Consider the following 17,737-nt stretch of genomic DNA (forward strand, 5'->3'; position numbering starts at 1 on the left):
TAATGTCGGTTTTTGTATAAGAAACGCAGTAGATTTGTTAGATTTAACTCAATTTCCTTATTTATTTAGATAACAATGGAGTATAGCTATGGCCTGGAATGAACCGGGTAATAATGGCAATGATAAAGATCCGTGGAATAACAAAGGCGGACGAGATCAAGGCCCACCTGATTTAGACGAGGTGCTGCGTAAATTCAGTAACAAGTTTAGTGGCTTATTTGGCGGCAAAAAACCGGGCAATGGTAGCGGCGGTGGACTTGGTGGAGCCGGTATTTCATTTATACTTATAATTGCTGTAATTGTATGGGCACTCAGTGGTATTTATACCGTGAAAGAAGCTGAGCGTGGTGTGGTTCTTCAATTTGGTAAGTATGATCGTATTGCTGATCCTGGTCTGCGTTGGAAAATGACCTTTATTGAAACCATAATACCAGTAGATATTGAAGCTGTTCGTTCATTATCAACGTCTGGTTTTATGTTAACTGAAGACGAAAACGTAGTAAGCGTTGAGTTCCAAGTTCAATATCGTGTTATTGACCCATACTTGTATAAATTTAGTGTAACTAATGCTGATAGTAGCTTAGAAGAAGCACTAGAAAGTGCACTACGTTATGTAGTTGGCCATGCAAAAATGGACCAAGTACTGACAAACGGCCGTGAGGTTGTGCGCCAAAATACATGGGATGAGCTGAACAAGGTTATTGAACCTTATAACTTAGGTTTAATTGTGACTGACGTGAACTTTAAAGATTCTCGTCCACCGGCTGAAGTTAAAGATGCGTTTGATGATGCAATTGCTGCACAAGAAGATGAAGAGCGCTTTATCCGTGAAGCTGAAGCATATGCGCGTGAAATTGAACCTCGTGCTCGTGGTCAAGTTACACGTATGACTCAAGAAGCCGAAGGTTATCAAGAGCGTATTACACTTGAGGCACAAGGTGAAGTTGCTCGTTTTGAAAAGCTATTACCAGAATATCAAGCGGCTAAAACAGTAACTCGTGAACGTTTATACATTGATGCAATGCAAGAAGTATTAGGCAATAGCTCTAAAGTACTTGTTGATGTAAAAGGTGGCAACAACATGATGTACTTACCACTTGATAAAATTATGGAAAAGCAAGGCACAGCAACCCGTGTTGCACTTCCTAGCTCAAGTGATATTCAAGATTTACGTAACAAAGTAAATACGTCACGCAATAGCTCTGTTAATAGTGGTAGTGACCGCTTTAACAACGATCGTTTTAATGATGGGAGATAACAATAATGAAAAACTTTAGTTTAGTCATACTATTAGCTGCCATTGTAATGTCTTTCTCGTCAGTTTTTGTTGTACCTGAAGGGCAAAAAGCAATTGTTTTGTTATTCAGTAAAGTACAAAAAGACAGTGATGATCAAGCCATAGTGTACAGCCCAGGCTTACAATTTAAAGTACCATTTTTTAGCCAAGTACGTCGTATTGATGCACGTATTCAAACGCTTGATGGTACACCAGACCGCTTTGTAACGAGCGAGAAAAAAGACTTAATTGTTGACTCGTTTGTAAAATGGCGTGTTAACGACTTTAGTGCTTTTTACTTGCGTGCTCGTGGCGATAAGCAATATGCTGAAACGCTGCTAGAACAAAAAGTAAATAACGGTCTACGTACTAACTTTGGTACGCGTACTATTCGTGAAATAGTGTCGGGTGAGCGTAGCGAGTTAATGGAAGAGGCGTTAGTACAAGCTTCTGAAAGTGCCCGCGAGCTAGGTATTGAAGTACTTGACGTGCGTGTTAAGCAAATAAACTTACCACAAGAAGTCAGCAGCTCGATTTATCAACGTATGCGTGCTGAGCGTACTGCGGTTGCTAAAGAGCATCGTTCAGAGGGTCAAGAAAAAGCCGAAACAATTCGTGCTGGCGTTGATCGTCGTGTAACGGTAATGCTTGCCGATGCTGAGCGTAATTCACGTACAGTACGTGGTCAAGGTGATGCAGATGCAGCAGCTATTTATGCTAATGCGTACAATAAAGATCCTGAGTTTTTTAGTTTTGTTCGTTCGTTAGAGGCGTATAAACAAACCTTTAAAAACAAGCAAGACGTAATGGTTCTTTCACCAGATAGCGACTTCTTTAAATATATGAAAGGTGCTACTGCACAATAAAGCTAACCAATATATTTAAATCTTAAAAGCCTCGCGTTAGTGGGGCTTTTTATTGAAACAGATTTAATGCATTAAACCACTGTTATCTATGTGGTTATTAGTTAATATTTATACATATAAATATACGAGCGGAAAATATAAGCTAAACGGGGTGAACTTTGGCTTTGTTTTCTGGTAAAATCTTGTCCTAATTTTTTTAAGTGAAGTTACAATGGGTAAAAACGTTGTTGTATTAGGCACCCAATGGGGTGACGAAGGTAAGGGTAAGGTAGTTGACCTCCTTACAGATAAAGCATCTTTAGTAGTTCGTTATCAAGGTGGGCACAATGCTGGCCATACCTTAGTGATCGACGGTGAAAAGACAGTTCTGCACCTTATTCCATCGGGTGTATTACGTGACAATGTTAAATGTGTGATTGGTAATGGTGTTGTATTATCACCAGAAGCGCTAATGAGAGAGATTGGCATGTTAGAAGCACGTGGCGTACCTGTACGCGAGCGTCTTTTAATCAGTGCTGCATGTCCATTAATTTTGCCTTTCCATGTTGCATTAGATGTAGCCCGTGAGACTGCACGTGGTGATAAGCCAATTGGTACAACTGGCCGTGGTATCGGTCCTGCGTACGAAGATAAAGTGGCACGTCGTGGTTTGCGCGTAGGGGATTTATTTAATCCTGAACTATTCGCAGCAAAACTAGAAGAAGTTCTTGAATACCATAACTTTACTTTAGTTAATTACTATAAAGTAGATGCTGTTGATTTTCAGAAAACCTTTGATGACGCAATGGCCGTTGCTGATATTTTAAAAGCGATGATTGTTGATGTTACTGAGCTTTTAGATCAAACGCGTTTAGCTGGCGACAACATTTTGTTTGAAGGCGCACAAGGTACGTTACTTGATATCGATCATGGTACTTACCCTTATGTAACGTCTTCTAACACTACAGCTGGTGGCGTTGCTACTGGTGCTGGTTTTGGCCCACTACACCTTGATTATGTGCTTGGTATTATTAAAGCATATACTACACGTGTTGGTTCAGGCCCTTTTCCTACAGAGCTTTACGACGGCCTTGATAAGCAAGACCCAGTTGGTAAGCACTTAGGCGATAAAGGCCATGAGTTTGGCGCAACCACTGGTCGACTTCGTCGTACTGGTTGGTTAGATGCCGTAGCAATGCGTCGTGCAGTGCAAATCAATAGTATTTCTGGTTTTTGTTTAACTAAGCTTGATGTTTTAGATGGCTTAGAAACACTTAAAATCTGTACTGGTTATAAGCTTGAAGATGGCACAGTTACTAACGTAACGCCATTAGCAGCTGAAGGTTACGAAAAAGTAACGCCAATATACGAAGAAATGCCTGGTTGGTCAGAAAATACTGTTGGTGTAACTAGCCTTGATGGTTTACCAAAAGCAGCGATTGATTACGTTAAGCGTATTGAAGAGCTCACAGGTGTTCCTGTTGATATTATTTCTACTGGTCCTGATCGTGTAGAAACTATGATACTTCGCAATCCGTTTGCGTAATATCAACTAGACTTGAAAAAAGCTGCTTAATGCAGCTTTTTTTATGTCTAAAAATAACAATAGAGTATAATAAATAACCTGAGATCCGGATAATAAACTTATCTCAAGCAGCTATTTTCAGCGCTAACTGCGTTGAATTTACTTGCAATAGGCCAGCTATTGACGCATAAATTCGCCTTGTTTTCACTGAAAACCTCTGGCTAGAGAAAATAAAATTAAATATAACTATGATTCAATACGTTAGTAAACCTCTTAACTAGAGTTCAGGTTAAATATTAATTTTGGAACGATCTTTGTATAGTATTTAATAGGTTTATTTTTATAAGTGATAAAGATGCAGTTACTTTTTAGTCATTCAGTTTTGTTATTACCATTAATGACACTCTCTTTATTGATGAGCAGCAATAGCTTAGCAGAAGAAACGGCAGCAGCAGTGCCACTGTATACTGAGACTGAGTTAATTTCGCTAATTAATAAAAACACCCATTTAGCCCGGGTTAAGGCAGATGATTGCCAGTTAGTACAAGATATAGAAGCGCGAGCCAATAAAATGGCATTACCATCGTATCAGTTTTTATATGGCGATATGCTAGCCTATAACGTATGTGTTGATCGCGATGTAGAGTTAGGTGTGTACTATATGCAAAAAGCGGCTGAGCAGGGCTTAGCAGCGGCTTTAGAGCAGTTAGGGCGTTACTACGACATTGGGCGTTTGGTACAACAAGATAAAGCAATGGCAATCACTTATTTGCGTGAAGCGTCATCGCAGGGAAATTTAAAAGCGCAGTTTCGCTTAGTTAAGTTATTTAACCAAGGCTACGGCAGTCCACGCGACTTTGAAGATATGTATCGTTGGTTATTTTATGCCAAGGTTGCAGATGCCAATACACATAAAAAAATTGAGCGCTTATTAGCTCAGTTAGCCGAAAAAATGCCAGCCAGCGTTGTGGCTCGTGCTCGCCTACCTATGTAAGCATATTGATATACCAAAAATACACTAAAAAGGCCTAACTCTTGCGAGTTAGGCCTTTTTATTAAAAACTAATAAAAGTGTTAACTTTCTTCTTTAGCTTTTGCTTGTGAATCTTTTAGTAGTGATATTTTAGCCGGTTGCAAAGCAACAATGCGCTCACCTTCTTGCGGTGGTTTTTCCATATCACTGGTAAAGGGTCTAAGTTTAACTGGCGCATCGTCATCGCCATCTTTATCCCCTTTGAGAATAAACAGTGGAATTGCTTCTGGGTTCATTTCTTGATATTGCTCCCAGCTAAACTCATCAGAAATACGGGTAGCACTTACTTTACCGCCTTTCGCTATCACACTGCTTAAGCGTGCATAAGAGCCATTTTCACCAAATAAAATTTGGCGCGATAAGAAAGTAGCACTGTCTTTATTCGCTTTAGCATGCGATGAAGATGAACGTAGTGAAAACACATTTTTATCATTAAGTAAGTGAGAAAAATACTGTACACCTAGCGCATTGTGATGGCGATTTGGTGACAGTGCCAACACACTACGAATAGTGGTTAAAGGCAAGTAACGCTCAGCATGTTCAGATTGTGGATTACCGTAGTAGCAAGGCAAGCCATCCATACGGGCCATTTTACAGTTTTCCCATGCAGGGTCAGATAAATGCACAGGAATATTTTGATCTTTTAAGCCACGCGCAATAGCACGCGATACATGGTTTGCACCAATAATTAAAATGGTACTTGGTGATGGTTGACGTACACCAAGCAGTTTAGCTAAAGGGATGGCAGTTAGGCTTTGCAGCACCACGGTAATAATAATAACGGTAAATATGAGCGGTACCATTTTTTCTGCATCAGCAACACCAGCTTCCATCATGCTCAGCGCAAATACAGAACCAACAGCTGCGGCAACAATACCGCGTGGCGCAATCCAAGCGAGTACTAAGCGTGACTTCATTGGTAGGTCAGTACCAAAAGTCGATATTGCAATACACACAGGGCGAGCTATAAATAGCACGATAGCTAAAAATATAAAAACGTCACTATCTAGCATCATTAAATCAGAGAGTTCTAACCTTGCTGCAAGTAAAATAAACAGTGTTGAGATTAAAATCATCGATAGATCTTCTTTAAACTCAAGCACCGAATCAATTTCTAAATCATCTTGGTTTGCAAGCCAAATACCAAATACAGTCACCGCTAATAAACCTGATTCATGGCTTAAGTGATTAGACACTGAAAAACTTATAAGCACTAGGGCTAAAATGCCAAACTTATGCAACTCAAATGGTAGCCACTCTCGGCGCATAAGTTGTGTAGTAAGCCAACCTGCAACAACACCAATTGTTAAGCCTACACCTAAGGTTTTAACTAGCGCAATAATGGTATGGCTAAATATTTGACCTTCGCCAACCAACATCACGGCTTCGAAAACTAATACGGCAAAAAGAGCACCAATAGGGTCTATAACAATGCCTTCCCAGCGTAGTATTCGGTCGATGTCTTGAGTTGGTCGCATAGAGTTTAGCAAAGGGGCAATAACAGTAGGACCCGTTACAACAAGTACAGCGCCGAGCACAGCAGCTACCCGCCAGTTAAGCTCTAATAGCCAATAGGCACTAAAGCTAATAATTATACACGTAGTGAGCATACCAATAGAGCACAGGTTTCTGACTACTTTACTGATGCCTTTTAATTCTCTGAAGTGCAGGGTGAGAGAGCCTTCAAATAAAATAATAGCAACGCTGAGTGACACAACAGGAAAGAGTAAATCGCCTAAAAGCGCGTCAGGATCTAGTACGCCAGTAAATGGCCCTAATAATAGTCCTGTAAGCAATAAAAACAGAATAGCAGGGACTCTAAACGCCCATGCGACCCACTGGGCAAGCACGGAGCAAAGTGCGATACCGGCTATATAAATTGCTGACATAGAATAAGAATTCCTTGTGAATATGATAGATAAAAGTATAACTTATGTTAATTATAATACAGGGGTATACACGGATAAGTTAAATTTTGCTAATAGAATTTTAGCTGTTTATCAGATATTACGGGTTTTAAAGTCTGTTATTTTATCAGTAATTTTAATAAATACCCTACAAAAAGGATTTAACTTTTTGATAATTAATATAAAAACAGTTCGAAAAACAAGCTGCATTTTACTTAGTTTGAATTTTAACCTTGATTTTACCTGCAGTTTTAGCGTATTATGCTTCGTGTTCAAACAATTAGTTGTCTAATTAAGTGGTTATTTTAAAATAATAACTTATTAATATTAGAGTCACATTAAAGCGGTATAATACTGTTTTGTAGTGATTTAAGGGTTTGAGCAGTATAAATATCATTTACCGAACTCTTTGGTATGATTTTGCTAAACAAGTTTATTTAACTATTTAAATAAATAAAGGTTTGAGTTGAATTATTACCTTTCAATATTTAGCCCCCATCGTGGCGGTTAAATCTCGGTCCTTAAGTCATCACCCTATCTGTTGGTGTATCTGACTTAAGAGGCTCTATGTATGTTGTTAATAAAAAAGCCACACACAGCTTTTACAGCGATACATAAACAACACTTTTTAAATTTTTTGTTAGTACTATTCAACACCGTTGAGTTGTTGCTATTTAGTACTTGCGCTTAAATCTATAACAACAGTTTTAGATAGAGTCGCTTTGCGTGTGTAAAAAAGTGTTTTTAAATGATAAACCAAATTCGAAGCTATGTTTTAAACCTAGCTAACTAGTTTTAGCTCATCACATTGTATGAGCGCAAATAAAATGGAAAGTTGAACATTTATGAATAAGTTAAATTGGCGACGTATAGTACTTAAAGTAGGTAGTGCTTTAATTGCACCGGATCAAGATGGCTGCCGTTCACGTTACATATTAACCATTGCACAGTTTATTGTTCGCTGTCGTGCTCGTGGTATTGAAGTTATTTTAGTTTCGTCAGGCTCAGTTGCTGCGGGGGCACATTTGTTCCCATCAGATACAGCACGTTCAGTCGTGATGAAAAAAGCAATGGCTGCCGCAGGTCAAACAGAAATGATAGCAATGTGGGATAGGTTTTTTGACTTTCCATCAGCTCAATTATTATTAACCCACGGTGACTTACGTGATCATGAACGCTATCAAAGTATTCGCGAAACTGTATTTACTTTACTTGAGCACGGCGTGTTACCTATTATTAATGAAAATGATGCAGTAACAACCGATGATCTAAAAGTAGGTGATAACGATAACTTATCTGCTATGGTTGCAGCAGCAGCTGATGCAGACGCATTGCTTATATTTTCAGATGTGGATGGGTTATATGATAAAAACCCTAACTTGCATGACGATGCTATTTTACTGCCTGAAATAAAATCAATTGATGACTCTATTTATGCTATGGCAGGATGTGCAACTAGCGCAGTTGGTACAGGCGGTATGAAAACCAAAATTGAAGCGGCTGAAAAAGCAACCTCACATGGGATTTCAACTTATATTATTAACGGCTTTAAAGAAGAGACATTTACGCGTTTACTTGCAGGTGAAAACCCTGGGACTATTTTCTTACCATACGAAAAACCAATGCAAGATTCTGTACATTGGATGACGCACACTGCAAATGAGCAGGGTGAAGTTGTTGTAGATGGCTCGTTTGATAAGTCACTCGAAGGCGAAACAGGCTGTATTCGTGGCGATGAAATAATGGCCGTGCATGGCGAGTTCGCAATTGGTGACACTATTTTAGTACGCAGTGAAGATGGTACGCGTTTAGCCAAAGCAACCGCAAATTATAGTAGCTGTTTGTTGAGCTTTATTGCTGACAACGAACAGAGTGAATTCAGCGAAAAAATGCAGGACTCAATTGGACCTGTTATATCTGAAAAACATATCGCATTATTGGAGAAGTCATGAGTTTAATTACGGATATTTCACGCCAGGCAGCAAAAGCTGCTCATCAGTTAGCGTTACTCGATACCGAGACAAAAAATAAAGTGCTATTGGACATGGCTGCAGCACTACGTGCAGAAAAAGCATTTATTATTAAAGAAAACGAAAGCGATTTAGCCGCGGCACGCGACAATAACTTAGCAGCAGCAATGGTTGACCGTTTAACGCTTAACGATGAACGTGTTGAAGCAATGGCTGAAGGCATCGAAGTGATAGTAAGCTTAGATGATCCGGTTGGTCAGCTACGCGATATTACCGAGCGTCCAAATGGCATTAAAATTCGTAAAATGCGCGTACCACTAGGCGTAGTTTGTATGATTTACGAAGCGCGCCCAAATGTAACCGCAGATGCGGGTGCATTGTGTTTTAAATCGGGTAATAGCGTTATTTTACGCGGCGGTAAAGAAGCACTAAAAAGCTCACAAGCAATTGCTAGCGTAATGCACAGCGTGCTAGCAAAGCATAATTTACCAGAAGCACTTATTTCGGTAATTCCTGACCCCGATCGTGGCTTATTAATGGAATTAATGCAGCAACGTGACAGCATTGATTTAATTATACCGCGTGGTGGTGAAGGGTTAATAAACTTTGTAACCGAAAACAGCACAATTCCAGTGATCCAACACTTTAAAGGTGTATGTCATTTATATGTTGATAAAGACGCCGACCTTGAAGTGGCAATTAACCTACTGCTTAATGGTAAAACGCAACGCACCGGCGTGTGTAATGCTTTAGAAGGCTTAGTTGTACATCAAGATATTGCCGATGAGTTTTTAAACTTGTGTGCGGTAGTGTTACGTCAAGAAGGCGTTAAAATTAATGCCGATAGCCAAGCAGCTACGTATTTTGACAATGCAACAGTACTGGGCGACGATGAATTTGGTGAAGAGTATTTAGATTTAGAAATAGCCATTCGCGTGGTTCCAAGTTTTGCGGCAGCTGTAGAGCACATAGCGCAATTTGGTTCGCATCATACAGAAGTAATTTGTACTAAAAACGCTGCTACGGCAGAGTTATTCCAACGTAGTGTTGATGCTTCGGTAGTAACTGTTAACGCTTCATCGCGTTTTTCAGACGGTTCACAACTGGGCTTAGGTGCCGAGATTGGTATTGCAACGTCTAAGCTACATGCCTACGGACCTATGGGCCTTGAGTCACTAACTACTGAAAAGTATTTAGTTAATGGCGACGGTCAGATCCGCGAATAAACTTAGTTTATTTCAGGACAAAACATATTATGAATTTCAAAAGCCGAGCTGCAGCTCGGCTTTTTTGTGCAATAAACTAACTTAGGCTCTACTTCGCTAGCCAGTAAAATTAAAAAGCGTGCAATAGCGTTAGTTTTAACTATATGGCGTATATTTTGGGGTTTAAATACAGAGTGAAACTTAAGATAAAATAGCGAATAAATTGATGGCTTTGAGACAATACTAAAGAGGGAGTAGGAAAGTGGTGGAGCTAAGCAGGATCGAACTGCTGACCTCCTGCGTGCAAGGCAGGCGCTCTCCCAGCTGAGCTATAGCCCCACATTCCTAAATTTTACATATTACGTAAAAGCTTGATTGCTGATTCTCAAGCGGGACGAACTTTAAGATTTTTTATAAAATAGGTCAAGTATTTTTTCACTAATTTTACCGTTTAGATGAAATTTTGGTAGACTCAACAACAATATTCAGTAAAAAGACAATTAAAAATGAAAAAGTATGCCTTAGTACTGATGGTTTTGCTTGTTGGCTGTGCTAACTCAAGTGACGAGCAACCTTATGAAATAAATAATAAACAGTTTCATGAAAAACAAGATGAACAAGGAAATAAGCTATTTGCCTACGTAGTATCGGTAAAGGCTAAAAGCCGCCAGAACATTAATTTAGATAAAAAGTTTACCCGCAGTGACTTTGAGCGTTTTGCAGCGCAAGAGCATTTTGAAGAGTCGAGTATTTTAAAATTGCAGTTAGAAGATCAAGCTGTTGAATTGTTAAACAAAGAGCTTGAAACACGCAACTATTGCCCCGCTAAGCATGAAATTAATGAGGTACTGTGGCGTGATTTAAGTGTGCAATTAAGAGGACGTTGTTTGTAGTATGTTAGCTGATAAAACAAAGTTAGCAGCGCTATTAGCGCAGTTAAATATTAATTATGAGGTGATAGAGCACCCACCATTACATGGCAGTTTAGATGCCGATGCCTTTATGGTGGAGCGCCCAGGGACACGACTTAAAAATTTATTTTTACGTGATAATGAAGGTAAGCGGCACTTTTTAGTTATAACCGCCCATGACAAGCAACTTGATTTAAAAGTATTATCAAAACAACAAGGGTTATCGCGGTTAGGATTTGCCTCAAGCGAGCGTTTAGCGCGCTATTTAAAAGTAGCACCTGGGTGTGTATCTATGCTTAGCCTAATGAACGACAAGCAAAACGAAGTAAGCGTTTGGCTAGATCAAGATATTTGGCAAGGTGAGCTATTTCATTGTCATCCGTTTGAAAACACCCAAACCTGGTTACTTAATAAAGCAGACTTAGAGCAGTTTTTTAACTTTACTGAGCATCAGCCTCGCGTAGTATTTTTACCTTCAAGGTAAGCCCATATAACCAGCATCAAGCCGCATAGGCAAACAGCCAATAAAGCTGCCATAAATGCGGTTTGCCCATGATGCTGGTATATCACCCCTGGTAATAACGACCCAAGTGCACCGCCGCTGTAATAAAACGATACATACCCGCCATTAGTAACACTCGGTGGTGCTTTACTTATTTTATTAACTAAGGGAGCGGCAGTTGAGTGAATCACAAACATAGACCCGCAAAATAATGTAAATGCGGCTAAAAACACTATTAGCTGGTGGCTCATTAACATGACAATGCTAATACTGTAAAACAAAAATATAGCCGTTAATAAATGCCATGCAGAGGGCACTTTTTTAAGTAACCAAGGTGTTGTAATAGACGCTAAAGCGCCGATTAAATAACCACTGTAAACCAAGCCAATGTCGCGAGTATTAGTGATTAAAAAAGTATTTTGCAAAATAAAAGGTAAATAATTAAGTAAAGCGGCAAAGCAAAAAAACATACAAAATACCGCACCATACACTTTTAGCAGCGGCCCTTCACGTAGTTGTTTAATATAGTCTAGTGGTGAAAGTATTGATTTAACGTTATTACTTTTAAAGCGGGTATGGGGAATACTCCACGCAAGCAAAATGAGCATGGTGGCAATAAAATAATAAAAACTTTGCCAGTGCCATATATCGCTAAAAATAGCTGCCAGAACACGCCCAAAATAGCCACCTACTATGGTGCTGCCAATGTAGATTGTCATATTTTTTTGCAGTGTATCGGCACTAAAACTCATGCCAATATAACTGGTCATGGCTGTTAATGCCGCTGGTAATATTAGGCCTTGTAAAAAGCGTACCAATAACAGCAGCTCAAAGGTGGGGGCGTAAACAAATAATAAACAGCATCCTCCCAATAACAACATAGCAATGCGTAATATAAATAAAGGATTACGTTTAGTTAAAAACAACCCATACACTAAAGGCGCAATAGCCAGTGGTAGCATAGCCGCAGTCATTAAGCTGCCAGCAACGGCGGGGGCAACACCAAACTCAACTGCAAATAGGCCAAGCAGTGGTTGTGGAGCGTAAAGTACAAAAAAAATAAATACAGAGCAAAGCAACAAGTGAGGTAGGCGCATTATATAGCTTGGCGAGTAACTAATAGTTAAGTGGCAGTATATTAAAAATCCCTTGTGTTTGATAATCTAAAAACGAATACTTTAAGCGACTATTTGGTATACCCATAAACAGTAATAAGTAATTGTTTACTAAAAGAGCCGCTATCTTTGCGCTAAATCATGGTGTTTTTATCGTCGTTTGTTAGATTAATGATGATAGCGCTGTTATTTGCCGGCATTGGTGATTAAAATAGTCTTAATATTAGTTTTTAGTGGAATAGAGCCATGGGGTCACTTCAAGAGCAATTGCTCCAAGCAGGATTAACAACATCGCATAAAGCTAAAGTTGCTAAATCAGAAAAGCGTAAGCAGCAAAAAAAGCAAAAAAAGGGTGCAACCAATAACCCTAGCGATTTACAAAAGCATATTCAACAAACAAAACTTGAGCAGCAACAAAAAGCAGAAGAGCTTAACCAGGCACGCCAAGGTAGTTTAAAGCAGCGCGAGCAAAGTGCCCGTGTTAAACAAATTTTAGAACACCATAACCAAGAAGCAATACGTGGTGAGCGTACTTTTAACTTTACTTACGAAAACAAAGTAAAGAGCATTGAAGTAAACGAAAGAACGCAAAAAGCGTTATCGGGTGGTCGCTTAGCTATTTGTGTGCTCGAAGGCCGATTTTACGTATTAGAAGACGAACCGGCACGTAAAGTAGCTGAAGTAGATGAACATTATATTGTTTTTCATGTTGAGCCAGAAAGCAAAGTAAAAGATGAAGACGATCCATACGCCGATTTTGAAATACCAGATGATTTAACGTGGTAAATTTTAGTTAAGTGTAGACTCATTTAATTTTTGCTAAAGTTAACTTAAATGAGCTGTACATGTATTTGTTCTGATTGATCGTCAAACGCTATTAGTTACGTATGCTTTTTATAGTGTTGTTGACTACAATCACCAGAACAGTTTTTTAACCGTCAAAAAAAGAAGAGTAAATACAATGAGCAAAATTAAAACACTTTTATTAGGCGCGGGTATTAGTTTAGCCGCAAGCTTGTCATTTAATGCAGCTGCTGCAGATGGTGCTGCACTTTACACTGCTAAAAACTGCCAAACGTGTCACGGCGCAGAAGGTAAGGCACCTATTATGGGCATGTACCCTAAATTAAATGGTCAAAATAAAGACTATTTAGTTGCACAAATGAAAGACATTAAATCAGGTGCGCGCAGTAATGGTATGTCTATGGCTATGAAAGCTATGGTAGCAACCGTAACAGATGAAGAGTTTGCTGCAATTGCTGATTACCTTGCAAACGTAAAATAATAAACGCAGTTAATTATTTTTATTAAAAAACAGCCACACCTAGTGTGGCTGTTTTATTTCCTGATTGCTATAACCTAAATACTAATTTAGACTTCTAAACATCTATTGCGCAATTGACCTTATGTGTATTTAAAGGCTTATTATGTTTGATTTACCCCAGCTCGATTTAAAAAATAAAGTATCAGCACAAGAATGGCAGCTACGAGTTGATCTAGCAGCCTGTTATAGGTTGGTGGATCATTTTCGTTGGGGCGATTTAATTTACACGCATTTATCGGCGCGGATACCGGGCAGTGATCATTACTTAGTGAACGCCTTTGGTTTAACCTTTGATGAAATCAGCGCTTCTAACTTAGTTAAAGTAGATTTAAGCGGCAATATTATTGACGACACGCCATTTAATATTAATCCAGCTGGCTTTACTATTCATAGCGCAATTCACGAAGTACGCGACGATGCGCATTGTGTGATTCATTTGCACACGAAAGAAACCATAGCTGTTGCTACACAAAAAAATGGCTTATTGCCACTAAGTCAGTATTCCATGTTCTCTTTGCCGTCGCTTTCGTATCATGGTTACGAAGGGTTAGCGGTTAACGATGATGAACGAAAACGCTTACAAGATGATTTAGGCAATACTAACCATATGTTGTTAGTTAACCACGGTGGCTTAACAGTGGGGCCAACGGTGGGCGATGCTTTTATGCGCTTTTATGATTTACAGCGCGCCTGTGAAATACAGCTCGCTATTCAAGCCAGTTCGCAGCAGGCTATTAGCGTCCCGCAGCCTATAATCGACAATATTTATAATCAAGCAAATGTAGTGCACAGTGGTAGTACTGGCGGGCAGTTAGCGTGGCCAGCTATGCTGCGCAAAGCGTACCGACTTGATCCTAGTTTTGCAAAATAACCATTTAAAGGTTAATAAGGAATATTCATGAAAGTAAATCGCGTTGAAGTGTTTGATATTCATTGCCCAGATCGTCCTGCTTGGACTCCAGTATTTGTACGTATTCATACTGATGAAGGCATTAGTGGTGTGGGTGAAGCGGGCCTTGCATACGATTTAGGCCACAGCGCTGCTGCCGCTATGATCAAAGAAATGGCCGATGCATTTTTAATTGGCCACGACCCATTTCAAACCGAAAAGCTTTGGTCGCGTATGTTACGTGAAAGCTTTTGGGGTTTAGGTGGTGGGCCTGTTGTATATGCTGCAATGAGTGCGATTGATACTGCTCTGTGGGATATTAAAGGTAAAGCACTGGGTGTACCTGTGTATCAACTGCTTGGTGGTAAGGTTAACGATAAATTACGCACTTATGCATCGCAACTGCAGTTTGACTGGGATAGCGAGTTTAAAGCATTAGTGCAGCCACAAGAATACGCCGAAGCGGCTTTAAAAGCGGTTGCCGAGGGTTACGATGCAGTAAAAGTAGACCCAATTCAGTACGATAAAGACGGCAATACTTACTACGATCGCACTAATATTATTTCCCGCGCTGAAATGAAGTTGTACCGTGCGCGTATGCAAGCGATTCGTGAAGCGGTAGGCGACGAAGTTGATATTATTTTTGAATGCCATAGCTTACCAGGGGTGACTTCGGCAATTCAATTGGGCGAAATAGCGAAAGAATTCGATTGCATGTTTTTTGAAGAACCCGTTAACTATTTAAACCATTCATTGCATGCCAAAGTGGCTGATAAAGTGGCCGTGCCAATTGCTGGTGGTGAACGCTTGTATAACCGCTGGGGTGTACGCCCATACTTAGAAGATCAAAGTATTAATGTATTGCAACCCGATATTGGTTTATGTGGTGGTTTTACCGAAACGAAAAAAGTGTGTGACTACGCCGATATTTTTGATGTGCGCATTCAAGCGCATGTATGCGGCGGGCCAGTAGCGACTGCAGCTTCACTGCATTTAGAAACAGCCATTCCTAACTTTTTAATTCATGAGCATCATACTTATGCGATTAAAAAATGGAACCGTGAGTTGTGTCTGCAAGATCCTCAACCTAAAAATGGCTTTTTTCAAGTGTCGGAAGAGCCAGGTATTGGTATTGAATTAAACGATGAGATTGTAATGCGCTCGCAGCGTGTAGAAATTAAATAGTTTTAGCATACAGATTAAAAAGCCGCGTAGTGATAGCTCACTACGCGGCTTTTTCTATTTGGCGTTATTGTTATAGCTGATTAATTTTACACTGCACGCCTTTTAACTGCTGCGTTGCTTTGCTATCAAGATGGCGAACAAAGCATTGCTTGCCTTTAATCATTAACTCAAACTGGTCGGGCATATTAAGCTGCTTACCCATAATAGGATTACCCATAGAGTCTTTATGGTTGAGTTTATCGAGCGTCACAGTACTGTTAGTAGTAAATACATCATCGGCTAATTGCACTTGTGAGCTATGCAGCAAGCTAGCAATAGCATTAGCTACTGCTATGCTATTAGGTGTTACTAATAGCGCATGCTGCAGCTTAGGAGTTGGCTCAGCGCTTTGTGCTAAGCAGCCGCTGAGTGCGGTTGTTATAAATGCGATTACTGTAAGTCGGCGTACTTTCATGGTTTATCTCATGTTATCGCTAAGAATAGTATTTTGCTCAAGCAAGGTTTGAATTCGCGTATCTTTTACTTCAGGCGAATCAGTTGTAATAGCAGGTGCAAAACCTTGTTTACTGTTTATGGAGCTTGGCGCAGGGCAGCTACCGGTATTTCGATAGTTAAGCGCTGTTTTAAGCAGTGCTTCATTGGCATTACCTAATGGCTGAGAAAAGTCATCGGCAAGCGCACAACCATTTAATAATACGGGTTGAAAAGCGTTATCAATAGTGTTTTTTGGCGCAAAGCCATCAGCATACTCGCCAAAACCTTTATTATTTATACCGCTAAACTGAATGGTAAAATAGGTGGTTGCGCAGTTATCGGTAGGATAAAAGCCATAAGGCTTGCCACAGGTACCAGAGCCTATCTGGATCACTTCAATGTCGGCGCCGCGCAGACCATTAATAATGGCTTCGCTTGCTGAACAGGTGCTGCTAGTCGTGAGAACAAATACGCGGTTTAGGTTTAATGTTGGCAGTGCGCTACCGGGCACAGTTGCAGGGTTATCAGCAAATCCCACAAACTGATTAGTAAACGGCATTGGGCTAAGTGTTTGCCCAGTTACCGGGTTGGTATTTGGATTTTTATCGTTAAAAACAGTACGCTCAAACACTTTTCCTTGGGTGTTCGCGCGGCCCGCAATCATATAGGCTACTTGGCTGGCCATTTGTAAAAAGCCGCCGCCGTTATAGCGTACGTCAATCACTAAGTCTTTAATATTACTTGCTGCAAATTGGTTAAATGCATTGTAGAGCTGATCTTCAGCAATCGCATTATGGCTATTAAACTGAAAATAACCCACATCGCCATCGGCTAAGTCGGTACGCACATTGACTACCGGTTGCGAGGTAATATTTTGCGAGGTGAGTGTTACGGTACGGTTTTGGTTAGTATTTATGTCTTTAAATACAAACTCGGTCGTTTTACCTGTTTGCTCAGGAAACAAACTTGCACTAATAAGAGCAACTTCACTGCTGGAAGTCGTATTTACAAAATCAATGCCATCTACTGCAACAAGTTCAAAGCCACGAGCAAGGTTTTGATTACTCGCAGGTGTATTTGGCTCGGTATAGCTAATAACGGCTTGGCGTGGCGCGCTGCTAGCAAGTATTTTTATATTAAAGCCATAGCCATAGGTTACCCCTGATTGACTTTGGCGCTGCCACTCATCGGTAGGTAAGTTAAAGTGGTAGTTATCTTTTTTAGCGCCTGAATCGGTCAGTTCATTGGTTTTTAAGGTATCAAAATAAGCAACTACGCCGCTTGTAAGCGCTGGATCGGTATCTATTATCTCATCGTACCAAAGGTAGGTTTCGTTACTCCACGAACGCAGCCAGTTTTTTTCATTACTTGCTTGGCATTGTCCTTTAAATTGGCTGGCACTGGCAAATACCCCTGCGTTCCAGCTATTGGTATTGCTATTAGGAGTAAGGCCCTCGCTATCGCTACCGCCGCCACACCCAGATAAAACGCTAAGCAGTGCTAAGGAAGCGAGTGTTGTTGTTTTTTTGTCACGAATTTTAGAGTGCATATAAGAAGCTCTATTTTTAAACGATTA

General features: G+C 40.0%; 16 protein-coding genes and 1 tRNA gene. 12 read left to right on the forward strand and 5 right to left on the reverse strand.

Going from position 1 to position 17,737, the window contains the following annotated elements:
• Positions 1-88 precede the first annotated feature (88 nt).
• From hflK to PNIG_RS01460, 4 genes are all read left to right on the forward strand, one after another.
• Complete coding sequence (hflK, locus tag PNIG_RS01445) at positions 89-1,258, forward strand: FtsH protease activity modulator HflK (protein WP_011326986.1); 1,170 nt, start codon at positions 89-91, stop codon at positions 1,256-1,258.
• Between the two features lie 5 nt (positions 1,259-1,263).
• Positions 1,264-2,142: a protease modulator HflC gene (gene hflC / locus PNIG_RS01450; RefSeq protein ID WP_011326987.1), complete on the forward strand. Its 879-nt coding sequence runs from the start codon at positions 1,264-1,266 to the stop codon at positions 2,140-2,142.
• 211 nt (positions 2,143-2,353) lie between these two features.
• Positions 2,354-3,667 carry an adenylosuccinate synthase gene (locus tag PNIG_RS01455; protein WP_011326988.1) on the forward strand — a complete coding sequence of 438 codons (1,314 nt, stop codon included), beginning with the start codon at positions 2,354-2,356 and terminating at the stop codon, positions 3,665-3,667.
• Between the two features lie 334 nt (positions 3,668-4,001).
• On the forward strand, positions 4,002-4,640 hold the full coding sequence (locus tag PNIG_RS01460; RefSeq protein ID WP_011326989.1) for a tetratricopeptide repeat protein: 639 nt from the start codon (positions 4,002-4,004) through the stop codon (positions 4,638-4,640).
• Between the two features lie 80 nt (positions 4,641-4,720).
• Here the strand turns inward: PNIG_RS01460 and PNIG_RS01465 are convergent, their stop codons facing one another.
• Entirely contained in the window at positions 4,721-6,568 is a 1,848-nt protein-coding gene (locus PNIG_RS01465; protein ID WP_058372400.1) for a cation:proton antiporter, read from the reverse strand.
• 863 nt (positions 6,569-7,431) lie between these two features.
• On the opposite strand from PNIG_RS01465, the gene proB reads away from it, so the two are divergent.
• Both proB and PNIG_RS01475 read left to right on the forward strand, forming a co-directional pair.
• The gene (proB, locus tag PNIG_RS01470; RefSeq protein ID WP_011326992.1) at positions 7,432-8,538 is read left to right on the forward strand and encodes a glutamate 5-kinase; all 1,107 of its coding nucleotides are present in this window, start codon (positions 7,432-7,434) and stop codon (positions 8,536-8,538) included.
• Positions 8,535-9,782, forward strand: a complete 1,248-nt coding sequence (locus tag PNIG_RS01475; protein ID WP_086994847.1) for a glutamate-5-semialdehyde dehydrogenase — start codon at positions 8,535-8,537, stop codon at positions 9,780-9,782. The genes proB and PNIG_RS01475 overlap by 4 nt, the downstream gene beginning before the upstream one ends.
• 242 nt (positions 9,783-10,024) lie before the next feature.
• Here PNIG_RS01475 and PNIG_RS01480 read toward each other — a convergent pair.
• Positions 10,025-10,100, reverse strand: a tRNA-Ala gene (locus PNIG_RS01480).
• A gap of 167 nt (positions 10,101-10,267) precedes the next feature.
• On the opposite strand from PNIG_RS01480, the gene PNIG_RS01485 reads away from it, so the two are divergent.
• Both PNIG_RS01485 and PNIG_RS01490 read left to right on the forward strand, forming a co-directional pair.
• Positions 10,268-10,654 (forward strand): hypothetical protein, encoded by a 387-nt coding sequence (locus tag PNIG_RS01485; RefSeq protein ID WP_011326994.1) that lies wholly within the window; start codon positions 10,268-10,270, stop codon positions 10,652-10,654.
• A 1-nt stretch (position 10,655) separates the two neighbouring features.
• Complete coding sequence (locus PNIG_RS01490; protein ID WP_011326995.1) at positions 10,656-11,156, forward strand: prolyl-tRNA synthetase associated domain-containing protein; 501 nt, start codon at positions 10,656-10,658, stop codon at positions 11,154-11,156.
• On the opposite strand, the gene PNIG_RS01495 is transcribed toward PNIG_RS01490, so the two are convergent.
• Complete coding sequence (locus tag PNIG_RS01495) at positions 11,123-12,271, reverse strand: MFS transporter (RefSeq protein ID WP_089367625.1); 1,149 nt, start codon at positions 12,269-12,271, stop codon at positions 11,123-11,125. The genes PNIG_RS01490 and PNIG_RS01495 overlap by 34 nt on opposite strands.
• 264 nt (positions 12,272-12,535) lie before the next feature.
• On the opposite strand from PNIG_RS01495, the gene PNIG_RS01500 reads away from it, so the two are divergent.
• From PNIG_RS01500 to PNIG_RS01515, 4 genes are all read left to right on the forward strand, one after another.
• Positions 12,536-13,075: a DUF2058 domain-containing protein gene (locus PNIG_RS01500; RefSeq protein WP_089367626.1), complete on the forward strand. Its 540-nt coding sequence runs from the start codon at positions 12,536-12,538 to the stop codon at positions 13,073-13,075.
• Positions 13,076-13,250: 175 nt separating this feature from the next.
• On the forward strand, positions 13,251-13,574 hold the full coding sequence (locus PNIG_RS01505) for a c-type cytochrome (protein ID WP_011326998.1): 324 nt from the start codon (positions 13,251-13,253) through the stop codon (positions 13,572-13,574).
• A gap of 142 nt (positions 13,575-13,716) precedes the next feature.
• A complete protein-coding gene (locus tag PNIG_RS01510; RefSeq protein WP_011326999.1) occupies positions 13,717-14,484 on the forward strand; it encodes a class II aldolase/adducin family protein in 768 nt (255 codons plus the stop codon).
• 27 nt (positions 14,485-14,511) lie between these two features.
• Complete coding sequence (locus PNIG_RS01515; RefSeq protein ID WP_011327000.1) at positions 14,512-15,687, forward strand: mandelate racemase/muconate lactonizing enzyme family protein; 1,176 nt, start codon at positions 14,512-14,514, stop codon at positions 15,685-15,687.
• Between the two features lie 70 nt (positions 15,688-15,757).
• Here the strand turns inward: PNIG_RS01515 and PNIG_RS01520 are convergent, their stop codons facing one another.
• Positions 15,758-16,141: a hypothetical protein gene (locus PNIG_RS01520; protein ID WP_011327001.1), complete on the reverse strand. Its 384-nt coding sequence runs from the start codon at positions 16,139-16,141 to the stop codon at positions 15,758-15,760.
• 3 nt (positions 16,142-16,144) lie between these two features.
• Positions 16,145-17,710 (reverse strand): S41 family peptidase, encoded by a 1,566-nt coding sequence (locus tag PNIG_RS01525; protein ID WP_089367627.1) that lies wholly within the window; start codon positions 17,708-17,710, stop codon positions 16,145-16,147.
• Between the last annotated feature and the right edge of the window lie 27 nt (positions 17,711-17,737).

It is taken from the genome of Pseudoalteromonas nigrifaciens (assembly GCF_002221505.1).
Lineage (GTDB): Bacteria > Pseudomonadota > Gammaproteobacteria > Enterobacterales > Alteromonadaceae > Pseudoalteromonas > Pseudoalteromonas nigrifaciens.